General features: G+C 56.1%; 19 protein-coding genes. 13 read left to right on the top strand and 6 right to left on the bottom strand.

What is annotated here, in order from left to right; all coding sequences use genetic code 11:
- Position 1 precedes the first annotated feature (1 nt).
- The 3 genes from CVE23_RS21450 to CVE23_RS21440 all read left to right on the top strand — a co-directional run bounded on the left by CVE23_RS21450 (position 2) and on the right by CVE23_RS21440 (position 2,960).
- Positions 2-1,078 carry a sn-glycerol-3-phosphate import ATP-binding protein UgpC gene (locus CVE23_RS21450; protein WP_049853771.1) on the top strand — a complete coding sequence of 359 codons (1,077 nt, stop codon included), beginning with the start codon at positions 2-4 and terminating at the stop codon, positions 1,076-1,078.
- Complete coding sequence (gene ugpQ / locus CVE23_RS21445; protein ID WP_100850299.1) at positions 1,075-1,818, top strand: glycerophosphodiester phosphodiesterase; 744 nt, start codon at positions 1,075-1,077, stop codon at positions 1,816-1,818. The genes CVE23_RS21450 and ugpQ overlap by 4 nt, the downstream gene beginning before the upstream one ends.
- Before the next feature lie 185 nt (positions 1,819-2,003).
- Positions 2,004-2,960, top strand: coding sequence for an AEC family transporter (locus CVE23_RS21440; protein ID WP_038664453.1), 957 nt, complete (start codon positions 2,004-2,006; stop codon positions 2,958-2,960).
- Positions 2,961-3,034: 74 nt separating this feature from the next.
- On the opposite strand, the gene CVE23_RS21435 is transcribed toward CVE23_RS21440, so the two are convergent.
- Complete coding sequence (locus CVE23_RS21435; RefSeq protein WP_039695771.1) at positions 3,035-3,316, bottom strand: DUF2756 domain-containing protein; 282 nt, start codon at positions 3,314-3,316, stop codon at positions 3,035-3,037.
- Positions 3,317-3,529: 213 nt separating this feature from the next.
- On the opposite strand from CVE23_RS21435, the gene CVE23_RS21430 reads away from it, so the two are divergent.
- Together CVE23_RS21430 and CVE23_RS21425 are read left to right on the top strand one after the other, a co-directional pair.
- Positions 3,530-3,994 (top strand): tRNA (cytidine(34)-2'-O)-methyltransferase, encoded by a 465-nt coding sequence (locus CVE23_RS21430; protein WP_038664459.1) that lies wholly within the window; start codon positions 3,530-3,532, stop codon positions 3,992-3,994.
- Between the two features lie 76 nt (positions 3,995-4,070).
- Positions 4,071-4,616, top strand: a complete 546-nt coding sequence (locus tag CVE23_RS21425) for a P-loop NTPase family protein (protein WP_100850298.1) — start codon at positions 4,071-4,073, stop codon at positions 4,614-4,616.
- Positions 4,617-4,633: 17 nt separating this feature from the next.
- Here CVE23_RS21425 and CVE23_RS21420 read toward each other — a convergent pair whose 3' ends face one another.
- From CVE23_RS21420 to cpxR, 4 genes are all read right to left on the bottom strand, one after another.
- Positions 4,634-5,407, bottom strand: coding sequence for a DUF3142 domain-containing protein (locus tag CVE23_RS21420; protein WP_038917465.1), 774 nt, complete (start codon positions 5,405-5,407; stop codon positions 4,634-4,636).
- Positions 5,377-7,566: a PA5441 family protein gene (locus CVE23_RS21415; protein WP_100850297.1), complete on the bottom strand. Its 2,190-nt coding sequence runs from the start codon at positions 7,564-7,566 to the stop codon at positions 5,377-5,379. The genes CVE23_RS21420 and CVE23_RS21415 overlap by 31 nt, the downstream gene beginning before the upstream one ends.
- 241 nt (positions 7,567-7,807) lie before the next feature.
- The gene (gene cpxA / locus CVE23_RS21410; RefSeq protein WP_038917467.1) at positions 7,808-9,178 is read right to left on the bottom strand and encodes an envelope stress sensor histidine kinase CpxA; all 1,371 of its coding nucleotides are present in this window, start codon (positions 9,176-9,178) and stop codon (positions 7,808-7,810) included.
- Positions 9,179-9,194: 16 nt separating this feature from the next.
- On the bottom strand, positions 9,195-9,893 hold the full coding sequence (gene cpxR, locus CVE23_RS21405) for an envelope stress response regulator transcription factor CpxR (protein ID WP_038664473.1): 699 nt from the start codon (positions 9,891-9,893) through the stop codon (positions 9,195-9,197).
- 185 nt (positions 9,894-10,078) lie between these two features.
- Here cpxR and cpxP point away from each other — a divergent pair, with 185 nt between their 5' ends.
- The 7 genes from cpxP to CVE23_RS21370 all read left to right on the top strand — a co-directional run bounded on the left by cpxP (position 10,079) and on the right by CVE23_RS21370 (position 17,503).
- Complete coding sequence (gene cpxP, locus CVE23_RS21400; protein WP_100850296.1) at positions 10,079-10,603, top strand: cell-envelope stress modulator CpxP; 525 nt, start codon at positions 10,079-10,081, stop codon at positions 10,601-10,603.
- A gap of 331 nt (positions 10,604-10,934) precedes the next feature.
- Positions 10,935-12,212, top strand: a complete 1,278-nt coding sequence (locus tag CVE23_RS23140; RefSeq protein ID WP_225622619.1) for a phage tail protein — start codon at positions 10,935-10,937, stop codon at positions 12,210-12,212.
- Positions 12,213-12,425: 213 nt separating this feature from the next.
- Positions 12,426-13,652 carry a phage tail protein gene (locus CVE23_RS21390; protein ID WP_100850295.1) on the top strand — a complete coding sequence of 409 codons (1,227 nt, stop codon included), beginning with the start codon at positions 12,426-12,428 and terminating at the stop codon, positions 13,650-13,652.
- Positions 13,653-13,660: 8 nt separating this feature from the next.
- The gene (locus CVE23_RS21385) at positions 13,661-14,038 is read left to right on the top strand and encodes a tail fiber assembly protein (protein WP_100850294.1); all 378 of its coding nucleotides are present in this window, start codon (positions 13,661-13,663) and stop codon (positions 14,036-14,038) included.
- Positions 14,039-14,270: 232 nt separating this feature from the next.
- Positions 14,271-15,389: a phage tail-collar fiber domain-containing protein gene (locus CVE23_RS21380; RefSeq protein WP_038917469.1), complete on the top strand. Its 1,119-nt coding sequence runs from the start codon at positions 14,271-14,273 to the stop codon at positions 15,387-15,389.
- 357 nt (positions 15,390-15,746) lie between these two features.
- Positions 15,747-16,883 (top strand): phage tail protein, encoded by a 1,137-nt coding sequence (locus CVE23_RS21375; RefSeq protein ID WP_038917470.1) that lies wholly within the window; start codon positions 15,747-15,749, stop codon positions 16,881-16,883.
- Positions 16,883-17,503 (top strand): tail fiber assembly protein, encoded by a 621-nt coding sequence (locus tag CVE23_RS21370; protein ID WP_100850293.1) that lies wholly within the window; start codon positions 16,883-16,885, stop codon positions 17,501-17,503. The genes CVE23_RS21375 and CVE23_RS21370 overlap by 1 nt, the downstream gene beginning before the upstream one ends.
- Here the strand turns inward: CVE23_RS21370 and CVE23_RS21365 are convergent.
- The gene (locus tag CVE23_RS21365) at positions 17,500-17,964 is read right to left on the bottom strand and encodes an NUDIX hydrolase (protein ID WP_038917473.1); all 465 of its coding nucleotides are present in this window, start codon (positions 17,962-17,964) and stop codon (positions 17,500-17,502) included. The genes CVE23_RS21370 and CVE23_RS21365 overlap by 4 nt on opposite strands.
- A gap of 202 nt (positions 17,965-18,166) precedes the next feature.
- Between CVE23_RS21365 and CVE23_RS21360 the strand changes: the two genes are divergently transcribed.
- Positions 18,167-18,637: a 2TM domain-containing protein gene (locus CVE23_RS21360; RefSeq protein WP_038917475.1), complete on the top strand. Its 471-nt coding sequence runs from the start codon at positions 18,167-18,169 to the stop codon at positions 18,635-18,637.
- The last annotated feature ends 102 nt before the right edge of the window (positions 18,638-18,739 follow it).

Raw genomic sequence — 18,739 nt, 5'->3', positions numbered from 1 at the left:
TATGGCATGTTTAAAACTTCAGGCCGTCACCAAATCCTATGACGGCAAGACTCAGGTGATTCAGCCGATCGATCTCGATGTGGCGGACGGCGAATTCGTGGTGATGGTCGGCCCGTCCGGCTGCGGCAAATCCACGCTGCTGCGGATGGTGGCGGGTCTGGAGCAGACCTCCAGCGGCGATATTTACATCGGTGAGGAACGCGTTACCGACAAAGAGCCGAAAGATCGCGGCATTGCGATGGTGTTCCAGAATTACGCGCTCTATCCGCATATGAGCGTTTACGACAACATGGCGTACGGCCTGAAAATTCGCGGTTTCGGCAAAGCGCAGATTCGCCAGCGGGTGGAAGAAGCGGCGCGCATTCTGGAACTGCAACCGCTGCTCAACCGCAAGCCGCGCGAGCTGTCCGGCGGCCAGCGCCAGCGCGTGGCGATGGGGCGCGCCATCGTGCGCGAGCCGGCGGTATTCCTGTTTGATGAACCGCTGTCCAACCTTGACGCCAAGCTGCGGGTGCAGATGCGCCTTGAACTGCAACAGCTGCACAAACGGCTGAAAACCACCAGCTTGTACGTCACCCACGATCAGGTGGAGGCGATGACGCTGGCGCACCGGGTGATCGTGATGAACAAAGGCGTGGCGGAGCAGATCGGCGCGCCGGCGGAGATTTACCGCAAACCGGCGTCGCTGTTTGTCGCCAGCTTCATCGGCTCGCCCGCCATGAATCTGTGGGCCGGACAGGTGAGCGCCGACGGCAGCCGGGTCGCGCTGTCGGCGGATTTCTCGCTGCCGCTGCCGGTCGCAAAACCGGCATGGCAAGGGCGCGACGTCACGCTTGGCATGCGCCCGGAGCACATTTTGCAGTCCACCGCCGACGCCGGCGGCGTGCCGCTGGTGGTGGAGACGCTGGAATTGCTGGGCGCGGATAATCTGGCGCACGGCAAATGGGCGGGGCAGAATATCGTGGTGCGCCTGTCGCACGAGCATTGTCCGGCGGTGGGGGAAACCCTGTGGCTCAATCTGCCGGCCGCATCCTGGCATATATTTGATTCGCAAAGCGGATTACGGATGGAAGCATGATCCCGAACTGGCCTTATCCTGCTATCGTCGCCCACCGCGGCGGCGGCTCTCTGGCGCCGGAAAATACGCTGGCGGCGATTGATGTCGGCGCGCATCACGGCCACAAAATGATTGAGTTTGACGCCAAGCTGTCGCAGGACGGGCAGATTTTCCTGTTGCACGACGACACGCTTGAACGCACCAGCAACGGCTGGGGCGTGGCGGGCGAGCTGCCGTGGGACAAGCTGGTGGGGCTGGACGTCGGCAGTTGGTACAGCCGCCAGTTCCACGGCGAACGCCTGCCGCTGTTGTCGGAAGTGGCGAAGCGTTGCGCACAGTACGGTCTGGCGGCCAATATCGAGATCAAACCGACCACCGGCTGCGAGGAATTGACCGGTCGCGTGGTGGCGCTGGCCGCGCGCGAACTGTGGCAGAACCATCCGGTCGCGCCGCTGCTGTCGTCGTTTTCGGTTGCGGCATTGGAGGCCGCGCAGCAGGCGGCGCCGGAGCTGCCGCGCGGGCTGTTGCTGGACGAGTGGGACGACGACTGGCGCATCCTGACCGAACGGCTGGGCTGCGTGTCGATCCACCTTAATCACCAACTGCTGGATGAGGCGCGCATCAGGCTGCTGAAAGACGCCGGGTTGCGTATTCTGGTGTACACCGTTAATCAACCGGATCGCGCTCGCATCCTGCTGCAGTGGGGCGTTGACTGTATCTGTACCGACCGGATAGATTTGATTGGACCACAATTTAATTAACGCCGGCTGAATGTCGTCTGTCCCGACAGCGCGCCACGCCGGCCAATAAACCGGCGTGTTTCTTCAGGCGTATCCTGTATGACCTCGGGCGTCCGGCCCGTTCCCCCGACGGGGCTATTGCTGGGCCGTCGTGATAAGCCATCAGCCTTCGCCTGGGTGAGCCGCGCGTTTTTTAAGGAAGGGCGATGCCCACGTTTATTCTTTCTCTCTGGCACCAGATTTTTCTTTCACTGCCGCTGTTTGTGCTGATTGCGCTGGGGTATGGCCTGATTCGCTTCGGCCGCTGGCCGTCGACCGTAACCGATGCGCTGACCAAATTCGTATTTTCAGTGGCGCTGCCTGCCATGCTGTTCCGCATGATGTGCGATTTCTCCAAACGACCGGCGGTGGATGCCCGGTTGCTGATCGCCTTCTTTGGCAGCTGTCTCATCGTGTTTGTGCTGGGCCGGATTGTCGCCAGCCGGGTGTTTCGGCTGGATGGCGTATCCGGCTCGGTGTTTTCGCTCAGCGGGATTTTCTCCAACAACGTGATGCTCGGTTTGCCGATCGCCACCCTGATGCTCGGCCCGCAGGCGATTCCGTCCGTAGCGTTGGTGCTGGTGTTCAACGGCCTGATTCTGTGGACGCTGGTGACCGTCTCGGTGGAATGGGCGCGCAACGGTTCGCTGTCGATGCAGGGGTTCACCAAAACCGCGCTCGGCGTGCTGAAAAACCCGCTGATCATCGGCATTCTGTCCGGCACGTTCTACAGCCTCACCGGATTGCCGCTGCCGGATAGCATCGATAAGCCTGTCGGTATGCTGAGTCAGATCGGCGTGCCGCTGTCGCTGGTGGCGCTGGGCATGGGGCTGGCGGAATACCGTATTCGCGACGGCTGGCAAATCAGCGTCGCTATTTGTCTTATCAAGCTGGTGGTGCAGCCGCTGGTGGTGTGGGTGCTGGCGGTGGCGCTGGGTCTGCCGGAGATGGAAACACGGGTAGTGGTGCTGCTGGGGTCGATGGCGGTGGGCGTCAATATCTACCTGATGTCCCGGCAATTCAATGTGCTGGGCGGTCCGGTCGCCGCCAGCCTGTTGATGTCGACCGCGCTGGCCGGCATTACCACACCGCTGATTCTGACGCTGATGGGCGTGAGGGTATAACCCCTCCGCAACCCGCCGACCATCCTGAGGTGAGCGGCGGGAACCGGCTGGAATGGTCCTACTGGTTGGAACCGTCAGTACCGGTTGGTATTGCCCGGAGCGGATTGCTGGATGCGCTGGCGATTCTGTTCCAGTTGCTGTTGCAGCTGGCGCTGCTGTTCACGGCTGCGCTGCTGGATGTCGCTATTCAGTTGCTGTTGCTGCAGCGCCTGATTTTGCTGCATCTCCTGCAGCAGCCGCTTCTGGCTGCTGATGCCGTTTTCAAATTGCTGCTGCTGGGGCGATATCTGTTGCGTGGCGGCCTGCGCCAGCAACGGCAGGCTCAGGAGCAGCATCAGGGGAGATATTATTTTCATGATTCCTCCGGGGAAACGGCTGTCGGATACCGCTTTATTCTAGCCGTTAATCGGGGCGTCGTCCCCGCCTTCTGCGACACTATTCAGGGCACCATTCAGGTGTGGCATATTCAGGTGTGGCACTTCAGACCATTCGCGGCGCCAGCCCCGGCTGGGGCGTGAGCGTGGAATAGGCTATACTGACGCCCACCTTTTTTCGTACCTGACTTCATCATGTTTCATATCGCGCTCTATGAGCCACAGATTGCGCCCAATACCGGCAATATTATCCGTCTGGCGGCCAACAATGGCTGTTCGTTGCATCTGATCGAACCGCTAGGCTTCGATTTCGAGGAAAAAAAGCTGCGCCGCGCCGGGCTGGATTATCACGATCTGGCGAATGTCAGCCGTCATCGCAACTATCAGGACTTTCTCCAGGCGGTGGCGGGGCAGCGGATTTTCGCCTGCACCACCAAAGGCAGCCGCCCTTACGACGAACCCGACTACCAGCCGGGCGATGTGCTGCTGTTCGGCTCTGAAACCGCCGGTCTGCCGGATGATATCCGCAACGGCTTCACACCGGAATGCCGTATCCGCATCCCGATGGAGCCCAACTGCCGCAGTTTGAATCTGTCCAACTCGGTGGCGATCATCAGCTACGAAGCCTGGCGGCAGAATGGGTTTGGCGGCCGACGCTGACGCGCCACGCCCGTCATGATCAGATCAATTGATCGATACGACTAACCAATCGAAACGACCAACGGGAGAGCGCGTGATGACCTGTTCGATACCTGCTTCTGCGCTGCGGCGCACCCTGATCATGGGCAATAGCGGTTCGGGGAAAAGCTGGCTGGCGGAACAACTGGCGGCCCGGCTACAGGCGCCCGCCATCGACCTGGATCTGATCAACTGGGAGCCGGGCGGCTACGGGAAAGCGCGCGACCGGGTGCTGGTCAAAGCCGAGGCTCGGGAGCTGGCGCAGGCTGAATGCTGGATTATGGAAGGGGTTTACGGCTGGTTGATGCAGGAAGTGGTGCAGCAAGCCACCGCGTTGGTTTGGCTGGATATCCCGGTGGAGGAATGCCTGACCAATATTCGTCAGCGCGGGCTGCGCCGTGGCGGCGACGAAGCGGCGCTGGCCGAATTGCTGCGCTGGGCGGGCGAGTACCGGGAGCGGCAAAGCAACAGCTCGTTCAGCGGGCATCTGCGGGTGTTTGAGCAGTGCGCGCCATCGCAGCGAGTCGTGACGCCACAGCGTATCGTGCTGCACAGCCGCGAAGACACCGAACGTTTTATGGCGGGGATTCTGTCGGACGACTGAACGCCCGGCGCGTGGAATCAACGTTGCTGCAGGATGGGAGAACGGCGCGCCGGTATCGGATTGAGCAGGAACACCACTTCTCCGCGGTAAAACGGCGATGCCAACAGCCGGCGCTGCCACTGTTCATCCCATTTGCCGTGTTGCACCAGCCCGAGGCGGAACGGCAGTTTCAGGTTCATCAGCGTTGGCAGATAGGCGGCGTAATTCTCCACCGTGCGCCGTCCCTGATAGGTCTGCACCACCAGTTCATCCACCACGCCGTTCAGACGATTGAGTTGCCGGACATCGCCGGTTTTGGCCCAGTCCAGCAGCCCGGTGACGCTCAGGCGACAGTCGGGCGGCAACTGCTGGCGGAGCGTTTGCAGAAAAGCGACGTAGTGCGACAGGTGGTAGCTTTGGGCGTCGAAATCGATCTGGATGCCGTCGACCCGGTTGCCGGCGGCGGCCCAACGCTGCCGCAGTTGCAGCAGACGCCGCAGTTCCGGTGCGCCAAGGCGCAGCTCGGAAACCCGAAACGACAGCCAGAGATGCCTGACCGGCAGGGCGCTGACCGGAATCCCCTGACGCAGGAATACGGTTTTGCCGTTCCGGCGGGCGATTTCCCCCTGATGCAGATAGAGCGTGTCCGCCTGAGACAACACCGGTTGCGGCTGCACCGCCGCCCACAGCCAGAAGGCGTGATAGCGGGCGGCGTTAACGGTGGCGCTGTACGCTGTGGAACTCAGGCACAGCAGGCTCGCCAGCACAACGGTACAACGGACTACCAGTAGTATTTGAGCTGTCGCGCCCATTGGCTGCCTTTAAAGTCCGCTTTGAGCTGCCGGAACCACGCCTTGCGCGTTTCCTTGCTGATATCCTGCGAACCGCAGTCGTTGTAACCGCTTGGCGCATAGCAGTAGATGGCGCGGTAGAGCGCGTAACTCTTGTCTTCCGGCGCGGCTTTCGCGTCGGCGATCACCTGCATGTAGTTGTCCAGACGATTGAATTCCTTGCCTGGATACTGGGCGGCGGCATCCGTCAGGCCGTTGAGCATGTTGCTTTCGCCCCAGTCGAATCCGACGCCGTTGCCGGTGCGCAGGACGAACTCGCCCAGACAGTTGAGGGCATGGGCGTCACTGGCGTTCTGGCTCAGGGTTGTGACCGTTTCCTGTAGCGTCGGGCATTCGTATCCTTCCTCGGTGTCGCTGCCGTCCCAGCCGAATACCGTCAGGTCTTCCTCGTTCCAGCTCATGTTTTCGGTGCTTTTCAGCGGTGCGATGGTTTTCAGCAGCGCGCTGTCTTTCAGAAAACCGGCGTAATCGCGGTGTGTCAGCTGCTTGGTCAACAGCGTATGCAGGGCGATGGCGCGTTCTTCATGCGTCTGCTGAGGGCCGGTCTGGCGGTGCAACAGCTCGGCATCGGCGCTGACTTTCAGGATGGCGGAGCGAAAACGCAGGTTTTTGACCGGGCTTTCCGGCGTGAATACCCGTTCCGGCTGGCCGCTGTCCACCAGCGTTTGCGCCAGCGTCAGTTGCAGGAATTGTTGCTGGGTGTAGGTGGTTTTCAGCATCAGCAGATGGCGCCAGTGCGCTTCCGCCTCGTCCCACTGTTTTTGCTGTTGCATCGCCAGCCCGCGCAGCACCTGGCTACTGAAGGCGGTGACGTTGGTGATATCGTCCGCGGTGGTCATCGGCAAGGTCTTCAACACCGCGGCGTAGTCCCGTTGCAGGTAGTAATGAAACGCCGCCTGCAGATAGCGGAATTCTTCCTGCATACCCGCTTTTTCAAACAGCGGCTGCTGGCGGGTGATTTCTTCCTGCGTCAGCGCGGGCAGCGTCATCCAGCCGTCAGGGCTGCGCAGGCGTTTGATATCCTGCACCAGCATCAGGACCGGCGTATCGGCCGAGCTCACAAACTGGTTGTCTTCCAGCAACTTGTTATCAATTTCGTTGCCGATGGCCTGCAACTGATCCACGCTTTTGGCGGACGCCAGCACCTGGCTGAAACGACCGGCCAGCGCGACGGTGTCGCCGCTGATCCACTCGGCCCGGCGGTACAGACCTTTGGCCGAGTCGGCGTATTTTCCCCGCGGATACTGTTTCAGGTACTCATCGATACGCTGAACCGCCTGTTTCCCGGCGGCCTTGTCCATCTTGCGGGGATCGAACATGTTGTATTCGTCCTGCGCGTCTTTCATCGCCTGATTAATCGATACCCGAATCAGCATATAACGGGCCGTTTCCGCCACCCACGGCTGGCTGGCCGGCAACAATTGCTGGAAGCCTTTATCCGCCTGATCCAACTGCCCTTCATAAAATGCCACCGCGTTGGCGAGGTAGCGGCGCAGTTCGCCGGCGTGGCCGGCGTCCGGTACGCTGGCCAGATCGGTATTGGCGTCGCCGACGCCGTAATCGCTGGACAGCATTTTCATGCGCACCAGCGCCAACTGGGTGCGCTGGGCGTCGTTCAGTTCCTTGTCCGCCAGCAGCAGATCGAAAAAGCTCTCCAGCGTGGTGGCGTCGTTGGAAACCCAACGCCCATCCAGGTCAACCGGCGTCAGGTCGCGCAGCTTATTCAGTTCGGTATCCGGAAAATGCAGTTGGGCGGCTTTTTGCAGCAACGAAGCGTTCTCTTCGTCGGCTTTGTCGTCCGAGGGGGCGCTGGGGTCGGCCGGCGCGCCGGCGCTGTTGTCTTCGGTAGCGGCCAGCCCCATCACGCGGTAAGCGGTGAACGGGTCGACACGGGAACGAGTTTGATCCGGCTCCGGCTGAGGTATCGGCAGCGGAATATGATTACGGCTGCTCTGCAGCAACACCAGATTGGTGCGGGTGTCGTTATCCGGCAGAAGGTAGGGAAGCGCGGGCATACCGCAATCGGCATCGGAAAAACCGCATACGCCATCGCCGGAAGCATATGTCGGCATCTGTACAAGCGTGGCGATGAATCCAGCCAGTAAGGCTAATCCTTTCATGTCCTTTTCCTGTGCAGGGTGTCAGGCAACATCAAGAACTTATTCCATCAGGCATGTGCAGCTTCATGCATGACTGAAGGGATAATTTCTTTTGCCAGCGGGGTGTGGTGCGCGCGATTTCTCGCGGCCATTCGCCCGGCGGCACAGGTTCACACTCTACCCGAGCAGGGAAAAAACTCAATCGGTTGACGGCATGGATGTGACGTCGGGCGCGGGTGTCCGCGCCCGAAAAGGCAGGTTATCAACGTTGGTAGAGCGGCAGCCAGAGCGTGAGCTGCAAACCGCCCAGCGGGCTTTCATCGGCTTTGGCCCAACCGCGATGCTGGGAAATGGCGGTTTCGACGATCGCCAGTCCCAGACCGGTGCCGCCGGACTCGCGATCGCGGGCTTCATCCGTGCGGTAGAACGGCCGGAAAATCTGTTCCCGATCCTCCGGGCTAACACCGGGACCATCGTCGCCGACGACAATGGTGACGCCCTGTGCATCGGCCGAGAACGACACGGCGATACGGCTGTGCGAATAACGAAGCGCGTTACGCACCACGTTTTCCAGCGCGCTATCGAGCGCGGTCGGGTTGCCGAACAGCGGCCAGGGACCAGGCGGCGATAATACCTCCAGCGTTTTACCCATTTGCTCGGCTTCAAAGCGGGCGTCGTCCAGCACATCGTTCCACAGCTCATCCGCCTGTAGCTCTTCCCGCGACAGTTCATGCTTGTGTTGGTTGCGCGACAGCACCAGCAGGTCGTTGATCATGCCGTCGAGCCGCTGGGTTTCGGTTTCGATGCGGTTCAGTTCGTTGCCTTCGCCCTGACGGCGGCGTAATAGCGCGGTCGCCAGTTGCAGACGGGTCAGCGGGGTGCGCAGCTCATGGGAAATGTCGGACAACAGGCGTTGCTGCGCCGTCACCATCCGCTCCAGCGCGCTTACCATCTGGTTGAAGCTGGCGCCGGTCGCCCGGAATTCCTGCGGGCCGGATTCCAGTTCCGGATGCTGTTTCAGATTGCCGCGCGCCACTTCGTCGGCGGCGTTTTTCAGCTTACGCGCCGGTTTCGCCAGGCTCCAGGCCAGCCACAGCAACAGCGGCGAGCTGGTAAGCATGGTGACGATCAGCAGCAATAGCGGGCGATCGAACAGCAGGTTGATAAAATCGGACTGCGGGCTGCTAGCGGGGCGCAGCATGTACATCAGGTAGCTGTCCTCACCGTCGCGCACGGAAAACGGCCCCAGCAATTCCAGCCGACCGTATTTTTTCTTCTGCGGGAAATCGGCGCTGTCGGACTGACCGATGAAGTTGCGCACCATCTGCATTTCATTACGCTGGGCGCCAATCACGCGCCCTTCGCTGGTGACCAGCAGCAGGCGCTGGCCGGGCGGCGCCCATTTTTCGATCACGCGAAACAGACGTCGCCACCATAACAAATCGTTAGCCGGATCGCTCGCCAGCTCGGCCTCAATGTGCTGCTCCAGCATCAGCCCCTGCCGTTGCTCGTTTTCCAGCAGGGGAGTGAGTTGCCGGGAATCCAGCTTGGGCAGCATCAGCACCAGCATCAGCACCAGAGCCAGCGTCAGCCAGAAAATGGCGAAGATTCGGGCGGTAAGACTGTTGATCATACAGCGGCAGCCCGAATCATGCGGTGGAAACCATCAGATAGCCTCTGCCGCGCAGGGTTTTAAACCAGGGCAGCCCATCCTTGCGCTCAGGTAATTTGCGCCGCAGGTTGGAGATATGCATGTCGATGGCGCGATCGAACGGCGTGAGGCGCTTGCCCAGTACTTCCTGACTGAGATGTTCGCGCGACACCACCTGACCCAGGCGCTGCGCCAGCAGGTAGAGCAGCGTGAATTCGGTGCCGGTCAGATCCAGCACTTCGTCGTCGAAGCTGGCTTCCTGACGGCCCGGATTAAGTCGCAGTGCATCCACCTCGATGGTCGGCGCGCTGGCTTCGCCCGCCTGTTGTTGGTCGGTCCAACTGGAGCGGCGCAGAATGGCGCGGATGCGGGCAACCAGCTCGCGATCGTTGAAGGGTTTAGGCAGATAGTCGTCCGCGCCCAACTCCAGGCCGAGCACGCGGTCCAGCTCGCTGCCGCGGGCGGTAAGCATGATCACCGGCGTCTGGTAGCGCTGACGCACTTCCTTGAGTGTATCGATGCCGTTTTTCTTCGGCATCATGATATCCAGCAATAACAGGTCAATCGAGTCATCCAGCACGCTTAACGCCTGTTCGCCGTCATGGGCGACAACGACGTTAAAGCCTTCCATTTCGAGCAATTCCCGCAACAGGGATGTCAGCTCGCGATCGTCATCAACCAACAGGATTTTATTCATGATTTACCTACCTCCACGGGCAAAATACGTCATAGATCGCCGCTATTCCATGACTTTACGTAGTTTTACATCGTCTGACGCATGTTTGCAGCAAGGCAATTAGACTAACTCCATCGATTCGCCAAACAGTACACGTCACACCGTACGCAAACACAAGCCGTACGTGAATTACAGAGGAGTCATTGATGCGGGGCACCATCATCACGTTATCTTTTGCTTCACTGCTAATGTTGGTAACCGGCACCGTAATGGCGACTGAAAACGACGCCCCCGAGTTGGGGAACTGTTATCGCGATGACTCTGCCATGAAACGCGAAGAGAGTCAGCAGGGCATGTTTGACGGTGTGAAGTTGACGGAACATCAGCGCCAGCAAATGCGTGATCTGATGCGGCAAGTTCGCCATGAGCAGCCAGCCTATGACGCGAACGATGTGGAAATTATGCATCGGCTGGTGACGGCGGAAAAATTCGACGCTCCGGCGGTGCAGGCGCAGGTCGCCAGAATGGTTCAGGAGCAGATTGCGCGCCAGGTGGAGATAGCCCGGGTGAGCAACCAGATGTACAACATGCTGACGCCGGAGCAGAAATCGATTCTGAATCAGAAGCATGAACAGGCGATGCAGAGCGTGCGGCAGCGGATGTCGGCATCCGGATCGAGTAGCCAGAATTTGGAACTGTCCCGTCAGGGGCAGGATGAGAGTACCGAGTAATGCGTGTTTTTCCGAGTAGTGAGAGTAGTGCTGAGAGTAGTGTGTAGAGAAGTAACCTGTTTTCCTTGCCATAGACACCATCCCTGTCTTTTCGCCCTCCTTGATGGAGGGCTTTTTTTTGCCTGTATTCTGTACCGCCTTTTCCCGGCGCTGTTGTGCCATTGCTGTACCAACCCCCATGACGCGCGTTTTTGCTGGCCCGTCAGCATAATGTCCTCCACTGCCACAACGGGCTGAAATCGCTTGAGAAAGCGTGTATCGACGGGCGTGGTGGTATTGGTTCCATACCCTGCATGGGTCCCTTTTATCGCTAATTCTGATGAGACACGTTATGAGCACAAAATATACCGCTCTGCTTACCGAGGTTGGTGCAGCCAGGCTGGCGAATGCGATTTCGCTGGGAAAACAGCTGGAAATTACCCAGATGGGGGTGGGAGACGGTAGTGGTACGTTGCCGACGCCGGATACGACGCAAACCAAACTGATTAATGAAAAACGGCGGGCACCGCTCAATGCACTGAACATTGACCCGGCCAATCCCAATCAGGTTATTGCCGAGCAGGTGATTCCTGAGGACGAAGGCGGATTCTGGCTGCGTGAAATCGGTTTGTATGACGCCGATGACAATCTGGTGGCGGTGGCAAACTGTCCCGAAACCTATAAACCGCAGATGCAGGAAGGCTCCGGTCGCGTGCAGACGGTACGCATGATTCTGGCGGTCGGCCAGGCTGATGCCGTATCGTTGAAGATCGACCCGGCGGTGGTGCTGGCAAGCCGGCAGTATGTGGACAACATGGCTCTGGCTAAAGCTCAAAATGGCGCGGATATTGCGGATAAAGCTCAGTTTATAGAGAATTTGGGCGTGAGGAGTTCATTCTCCGGTGTCATTGGTATGACACGAAATGCCATGATGAATATTCCCTCCGCTTCTTCTAATGCCAGGTTTGTTGCCGATGAAATCATTGTTGGAACGTCTTTGGGAGGAAGCCAATATCGTATTGGTTTATTCGAGAAAACGATCGATCTGACAAAGAATGGCGTTGGGGGGATGGATGCCGGAAAGGTCCCTGATGAAGGGTTTGTCGGGATTTACGCTATTTATAATCCGGTGACGATGGCGTCTGGCTTGCTCGCGGTTAACGCCACCGCAGTCAAATTGCCGGAGATCTATAGCGGAACCAATATGCCAGATGGATATACGGCATCGGCATTATTGACGGTTGTGCCGGTCAAAGCGGGTAAGTTTACCGTATTATCTGTCTTTGGAAGGAAGGTGTATACCCCTGCAATACAGCTCTATTCTGGCTCGAAAAATTCATCAGGCATTGATGTCCCTATTAGTAGTTTAATTCCATTAAATGTCAAGTCTGTTGGTGGTGTAGTCCGACAAGGTAGTACAGTAGACGGTTTTTTATCCATGACAATCGCTAGCAGTAAAAGTAATGTATCTAGTCAGCAGGTAACAACTTATGTATCTGCTGGGGTCGATATATCAAATGATTATTCTGATATTTTTATTATTAATGAAGGATATATTATCGTTGCGACAAGTAATGCAACATCCGGAAATGCAACTTTTTCCGTCTTTGCATCTAAATACTCCATATAGAGTATTGTTAAATAAATTTCTTGTTTTATTCACGACTCCGTTTTTTATTTGAAATTTTATTGTTATTTATATTTAAGCACGAAAATAACTTTTTAAGTAGCGACAGTAGGCGTGAATCACTTGAGATGTATGGTATTCCATTTTCTTTCATGAGTACCACATCCTTGATGTCGTGTGACTTTTCCCCTGTAAGTACTTCTGATGAGAGAAACTATGGGTACTAAATACTTTACATTACTTACCCAGGTCGGTGAGGTCAAATTGGCCGCGTCGATCTCGGCTGGAAAACCACTGCAAATTGCCCTTATGGGGGTAGGTGATGGAGGTGGTTCATTGCCGGCACCGGATCCGTCACAAACCAGGCTGATTAATGAAAAGCGGCGTGGGGTAATCAATTCGCTCACGATTGATCCGGACAATCTTAACCAAATGATTGCCGAGCAGGTGATTCCTGAGAATGAAGGTGGGTTTTGGTTACGTGAAATTGGTTTGTACGATATAGATGGCGATCTTATCGCGGTCAGCAATTGTCCGGAAACCTATAAACCGGAGTTGAAAGAAGGTTCAGGCCGGGTACAGACGGTGCGTATGATTTTGATTGTCAACAGCACCGATGCAGTGACGCTGACGTTTGATCCGACGGTGGCACTGGCGACGCGGCGTTATGCCGATATGCTGCTGGCGAACCATGCTTTAGCGACTAACCCGCATAAGCAATATGCACCCATTGAAAGCCCGACTTTTACCGGTAATCCCGTAGCACCTACCCCGCCACTGTTTGATGCCGATACCAGTATTGCCACCACCGCGTTTGTACAGCGGGCGTTGGGAAATATGAAATCAGCGTTTGGTGTCAGAGAAAATAAGGTACTTACCAGTGATGCCTTTGGTTGTTTCATCGAATCGCAAGTAGCAGATATTACGATTACATTGCCTGATGCACGGCTTTGTCCTGGTGGAGTTATTGAGTTTAATAATATTTCCAATGGTGCAGTTATTATTTCTGGCGCAGGTTTAGATATTCTCGGGCCGAATAATCCATCTGGTTCGAAGACGTTGAAAATTCAAAGTGGCGCAAATGTAAAATTTCTTTCCACTGGCCCGCAATGGCGAGCTATTGGTGGTGCAGGGGTTGCCGGTGCAGGGTTGAACGGTTATCAGGTATTGCCGTCTGGTATTATTATTCAATGGGGTATTGGAAGAACGTTAGCGGCAGGTGTTATTAACCAGTCATTCCCTATTGTATATCCCAATAATTTTTTCTCAGTAGTCATTACAGAAAACAACTCTGTTGGATGGAATTATACTGGTGTAACCGTTTATGGACAAAGCAACAGCACCAGAGAAATGTTGAAAGGGTACGGTGCGTTTGTCCGTAATGGTGGTTCTGTGGAATTTTCTTCTGATATTTCTTATCAGTTTATTGCGATAGGGGACTGAGGTGTAATATGTTTTATTCCAAATCAAGTAATGGTTTTTATAGTAAAGAAGTTAATGGTGATAACATCCCCGATGATGCGGTTGAAATAGGTGATGACTATTATCAACGCTTATTGAGTGAGCAGGCGATTGGTAACACAATTATTTTTGATGAATTGACGAAAAAACCTATTGCTGTTACCCCAGCACCTGTATCAGAAACGCAGTTGGCTGAGGCAGTGCGGCGGCAGCGAGACAATTTATTGCTTGCCAGCGATTGGACCCAGGTACCGGATGCGCCGGTTGATCAGCAAGCCTGGCGTTCTTATCGTAAAGTATTGCGCCAGGTTCCAGAGCAAGGCGGTTTTCCTCACAATATAGCGTGGCCGGTATCGCCTGGAAAATAAATAGTTCACACTCTTTATTCTATTTTTCCCCGCCTTTATGGCGGGTTTATTTTTACTGGTGTGTTGTGCCATGGCTGACACAACGTCAGTTCAGCGATTTAATACCCACCCCTCAGCATAATGTTGTCAGAAGTAACAACGAAATAAAGCGGTTTGCAAAAATAGGCAGCGTTTTCGCTGTGGTGGTTGCGATGTCACGAGACTGTTTAAGATGACTCAGAGGGAAAATAGTATGGCCTTGAAATACATGACATTACTCACGCAAGTAGGCGCGACGAAGCTGGCGAATGCCACTGCGTTGGGAAAAGTACTGGATATTACCCATATGGCGGTAGGTGATGGAGGCGGAAATCCGACAACGCCAGACCCGGCTCAGACTGCGTTGATTAATGAAAAACGCCGAGCACCGCTGAATTCCCTGAGTGTGGACCCGGTTAACCCCAATCAGATTATTGCCGAACAGGTTATTCCGGAGAATGAAGGCGGGTTTTGGCTGCGTGAAATCGGTTTGTACGATGCGGATGGTAATTTAATTGCCGTAGCTAACTGCCCGGAAACCTATAAACCGGAATTAAAAGAAGGCTCAGGCCGGATACAGACGGTGCGTATGATCCTGATTGTCAGCCACACTGACGCGGTGGCGCTGAAGTTTGATCCGACGGTAGCTCTGGCAACCCGGCGTTACGCCGATGCGCTGATAACCAGCCATATTGGTGATGCGAATCCACACAAACAGTATGCACTGATTGTCAGCCCAGCGTTTACCGGCAACCCTACCGCACCGACAGCGGCGGCGGGAACCAATACGACGCAACTCGCCACCACCGCGTTTGTTGCGGGCGCTATTGATTTGCAGTCGAATAAAACGGACAGCAGCATCAAACTAAAACTGGATATTAACGATATCGTCGGTATTCCGTTGCCGTGGCCTCAGAGCGCAGCGCCAGTGGGCTGGCTCAAATGTAACGGCCAGGCGTTTGATAAAACGTTGTACCCGCGGTTGGCGCAGGTCTATCCATCTGGAGTGCTGCCGGATTTGCGCGGCGAGTTTATTCGTGGCTGGGATGATGGGCGTGGGGTGGATGCGGGACGCGCTATTTTGTCAGCACAGACGGGATCGCTCATCGTTGGCGATATTGCCAACAATATCAACATGGCGACGTTGAATAATGTTGGCGAAGCAGCGACAAAAGCCAATGTAGGCTGGGATACCGCTGAATTGACCTCAGCCAAGTATCCGTCCATCCGGGTTAACATTGTGTCCGGTCAAACTGCGACTGATCCCTATCCATATTGCGGTGTTGCACGCCCCCGCAACATCGCCTTTAACTACATCGTTAGAGCAGCGTGAGATCTGTAAATACGGTGCGCGACCATTGACACTTACCGGTCATCATATCGGTAAAAATAAAAGTATATTGAGTCCACTTGGAATAACGCTTCCTTGTTATTCCAGGTGGATTGTTTTATTCATTAATAGTGGTTTTTTCGCTAGTCAATATATCCACCCGGTTGCTATAGATTCATCAACAGCACCGATTATTAATCGGTGCTGTTGTGCCATCACCGTCACAACGCCATAAGCGGGTAATATTATTGGTGCGTCTACATAATGGTTGTCAGAAAGCAGAACGAACATTGGGTATTTGCATTACCACAATATCTTCTGCTGCTGACTGGCTATTTAATAGATGCAGACGAGAGAACGATGGGGACTAAATACTTTACGTTGCTCACCCGTATCGGTGAGGCAAAATTGGCAGAGGCCATTTCAACCGGAAAACCATTGGAAATCGCCCAGATGGGGGTGGGGGATGGTGGCGGTGTATTGCCGACGCCGGATCCGATGCAGACCAAACTGGTGAATGAAAAACGCCGGGCGGTGATCAATTCGTTGAGTGTGGATCCGGACAATACCAACCAAATGATTGCTGAGCAGGTGATTCCGGAAAATGAAGGTGGGTTCTGGCTGCGTGAGATCGGTTTGTACGACGTGGATGGCGATTTGATTGCGGTCGGTAACTGCCCGGAAACCTATAAACCGGAATTAAAAGAAGGCTCCGGTCGGATACAGACGGTACGCATGGTGCTGATTGTCAGCCGTACCGATGCAATAACGCTGAAATTTGACCCGACGGTGGCGCTGGCGACGCGACGCTATGCCGACACGTTACTAGCCGATCATGTCGCTGCTGTTAATCCGCATAAGCAATATGCGCCGATTGCCAGCCCGGCGTTTACCGGCAGTCCTGCGGCACCGACCGCCGCCGCAGGAACAAGTACGACACAACTGGCGACTACCGCTTTTGTTGCTGATGCAGTTGCTTACGCTATTGGCTTGCTGTCTGGTAAAACCGAGGCCAACACCAAACTCAAACTGGATATTAATGACATCGTTGGTATCCCACAGCCCTGGCCACAAGCTACAGCCCCTGATGGATGGCTCAAATGTAATGGCCAGGCGTTTGATAAAAGTCGCTATCCACGGCTGGCACAGGTCTATCCGTCGGGCGTATTGCCGGATTTGCGCGGCGAATTTATTCGTGGCTGGGATGATGGGCGTGGGGTGGATGTAGAGCGGGCGCTTTTGTCTGCTCAGAAAGATGGCATACGTAATATTTTGGGATCGTTCGGATCGGAGGCGCTGTTCGCCGGAGGGGCATCAAATCAGCCAGTTCCCACGGGAGCTTTTACTTTCGCCGAGAATACTCATTCGTCACATGTCGGCGCTTCCGTTGGTGGGGAGGGGCAACTGATCATGCTTGACGTGTCGAGAGTCGTTCCCACTGCGCCGGATAATCGCCCCCGCAACATCGCCTTTAACTACATCGTGAGGGCCGCGTAATGACGATATCGACACAGGAAGCTCGTGCCGTGCTGGCGGCCGATGGACTGGCATCCCATGCCGGCTGGCTGCGGGTGTATCACGCAGATACGCTAACCCGTGAATACTATGGTTACAGCGATGAATATCTGATGCTGGGAACCGGGATTCCGGCACACAGTTATGCGGATGAACCGCTGCAATCCGTGACGCAAGGGCAGGCGCTGTGCCGCTCGGCTGATGGCCAGTGTTGGGAGTCGGTGTCGGATTTTCGCGGACATACTGCTTACCATACGCAGACGCGTCAGCCACAGACCATCAAGGTGTTGGGCGAGCTGTCCGCCGGTCTGACTCTGTTGCCGCCCACCAGCGAGTGTGACCGCTGGGATGGGGAAAAGTGGGCAACGGATGCGATTGTGTATCAGGCGAGCCTGTTACAGGCAGCACGGCTGGAGCGCGATGCCCGGCGCCAGATGGCGCATGATCGCATCCAGGAACTGACTTACGCACAGGAACTGGCGATCGCTACCAGTCAGGAAACGCAGGCACTCAAAGATTGGAAAACCTATCTGGTGCAATTAAGCCGTATCAACCTGACTCACGCCCCAAGCATCAACTGGCCTGTTTCCCCCACCTGCTAACGGGGTGCGGTTGGCGCGTCCGTTTGGGGCCACAACATCTCAACCAGCTGTTCCGGGTAGAAGGTATCCGGCGTGGCGAGCAGTTCATCGCGGCTCCACCAGTGGTGGTCCCGCATCATTTCCCGTTCGTGCGCTGTCCATGCGTCAGTGTGGATGGCGCTGTCTGTGACGCGAATAACAAAAAAACGCTCATCGGCTATCACGGTGTCCCCGTTGGGCATCGCCATGCTAAAACTTTGGGCGGCGACGCAGGGGCCGGGGTCCTGACGGCGGATGCCGGTTTCTTCCCACAGTTCCCGCAGCGCCGCTTGCTCAAAGGTTTCTCCGCTTTCCACTGCGCCGCCCGGCGTGGCCCAATAACGTTTCCCGGCAAGGGCATCACGAGTATGGTGAAACAGGAATAACAACACCCGTTGTTCAGGATTGAGGATCAGCAGGCGTGAGGCAGGTCGGCGTTTCATAAGTTTTCCTGGCGTATATCTGGTCGTCAGTATTTTCCTCGTCATCTGAAATGATGTCCATGTCGGCAGGCAAAATCCGCATGATGGTGCGGTTGCCGGGGGATGTCGGGTAACTGTCGGGTTGCTGTCAGGTTGCTGTCGTGGTGTATTGAAGGGGGCTGGCCCAGGCTGTTAGCGAGGTTTAATTCAACAGGAGTACATCATGAATACGATCAAATCACAGCGCCTCGCCCGCGCCTGGTCTCAGGAACAACTGGCTGAACTGTCTGCATTGAGCGTCAGAACCATCCAGCGGATCGAAAATGGGGAGCGCGCCAGTCTGGAAACGCTCAGCGCCATTGCCGCCGCGTTTGGCATTAACGTGACGGTGTTGATGGAGGAAGACAGCGAGCAGGCGGTGAGCGGTGAATCGCTGGCGCAGCGTATTGAGCAGGCCAGAACGCAGGTCGGGCAGGAGAGCCGTTTCTGGCGCAGCCTGCTGCTGTTTGTGCCGGTGAATGCGTTGCTGTTTGCCATCAATCTGTTGGTCAACCCGCAAACGCACTGGTTCTTATGGCCGTTGCTGATTTGGGGCGGGGTGCTGGCGATGCGGGCGGCGCGGGTTTTCTGGCTGCGCGATCGCTGGTCGCGCTGGGAACAGGAACGGTTGCAGAAAATTCTGCGCAAGCCATAAGCCCGTCATTATTGAACGCAGTGCCTATGCCGGAAAACCGGAGCTTATCGGGAAACCGGAAATAAAGTGTCACGGTTTTCCGGTGCCAGAATTCGGTATACT

The organism is Dickeya fangzhongdai (genome assembly GCF_002812485.1).
GTDB lineage: Bacteria > Pseudomonadota > Gammaproteobacteria > Enterobacterales > Enterobacteriaceae > Dickeya > Dickeya fangzhongdai.
This window is presented reverse-complemented; position numbering and strand designations above follow the sequence as displayed.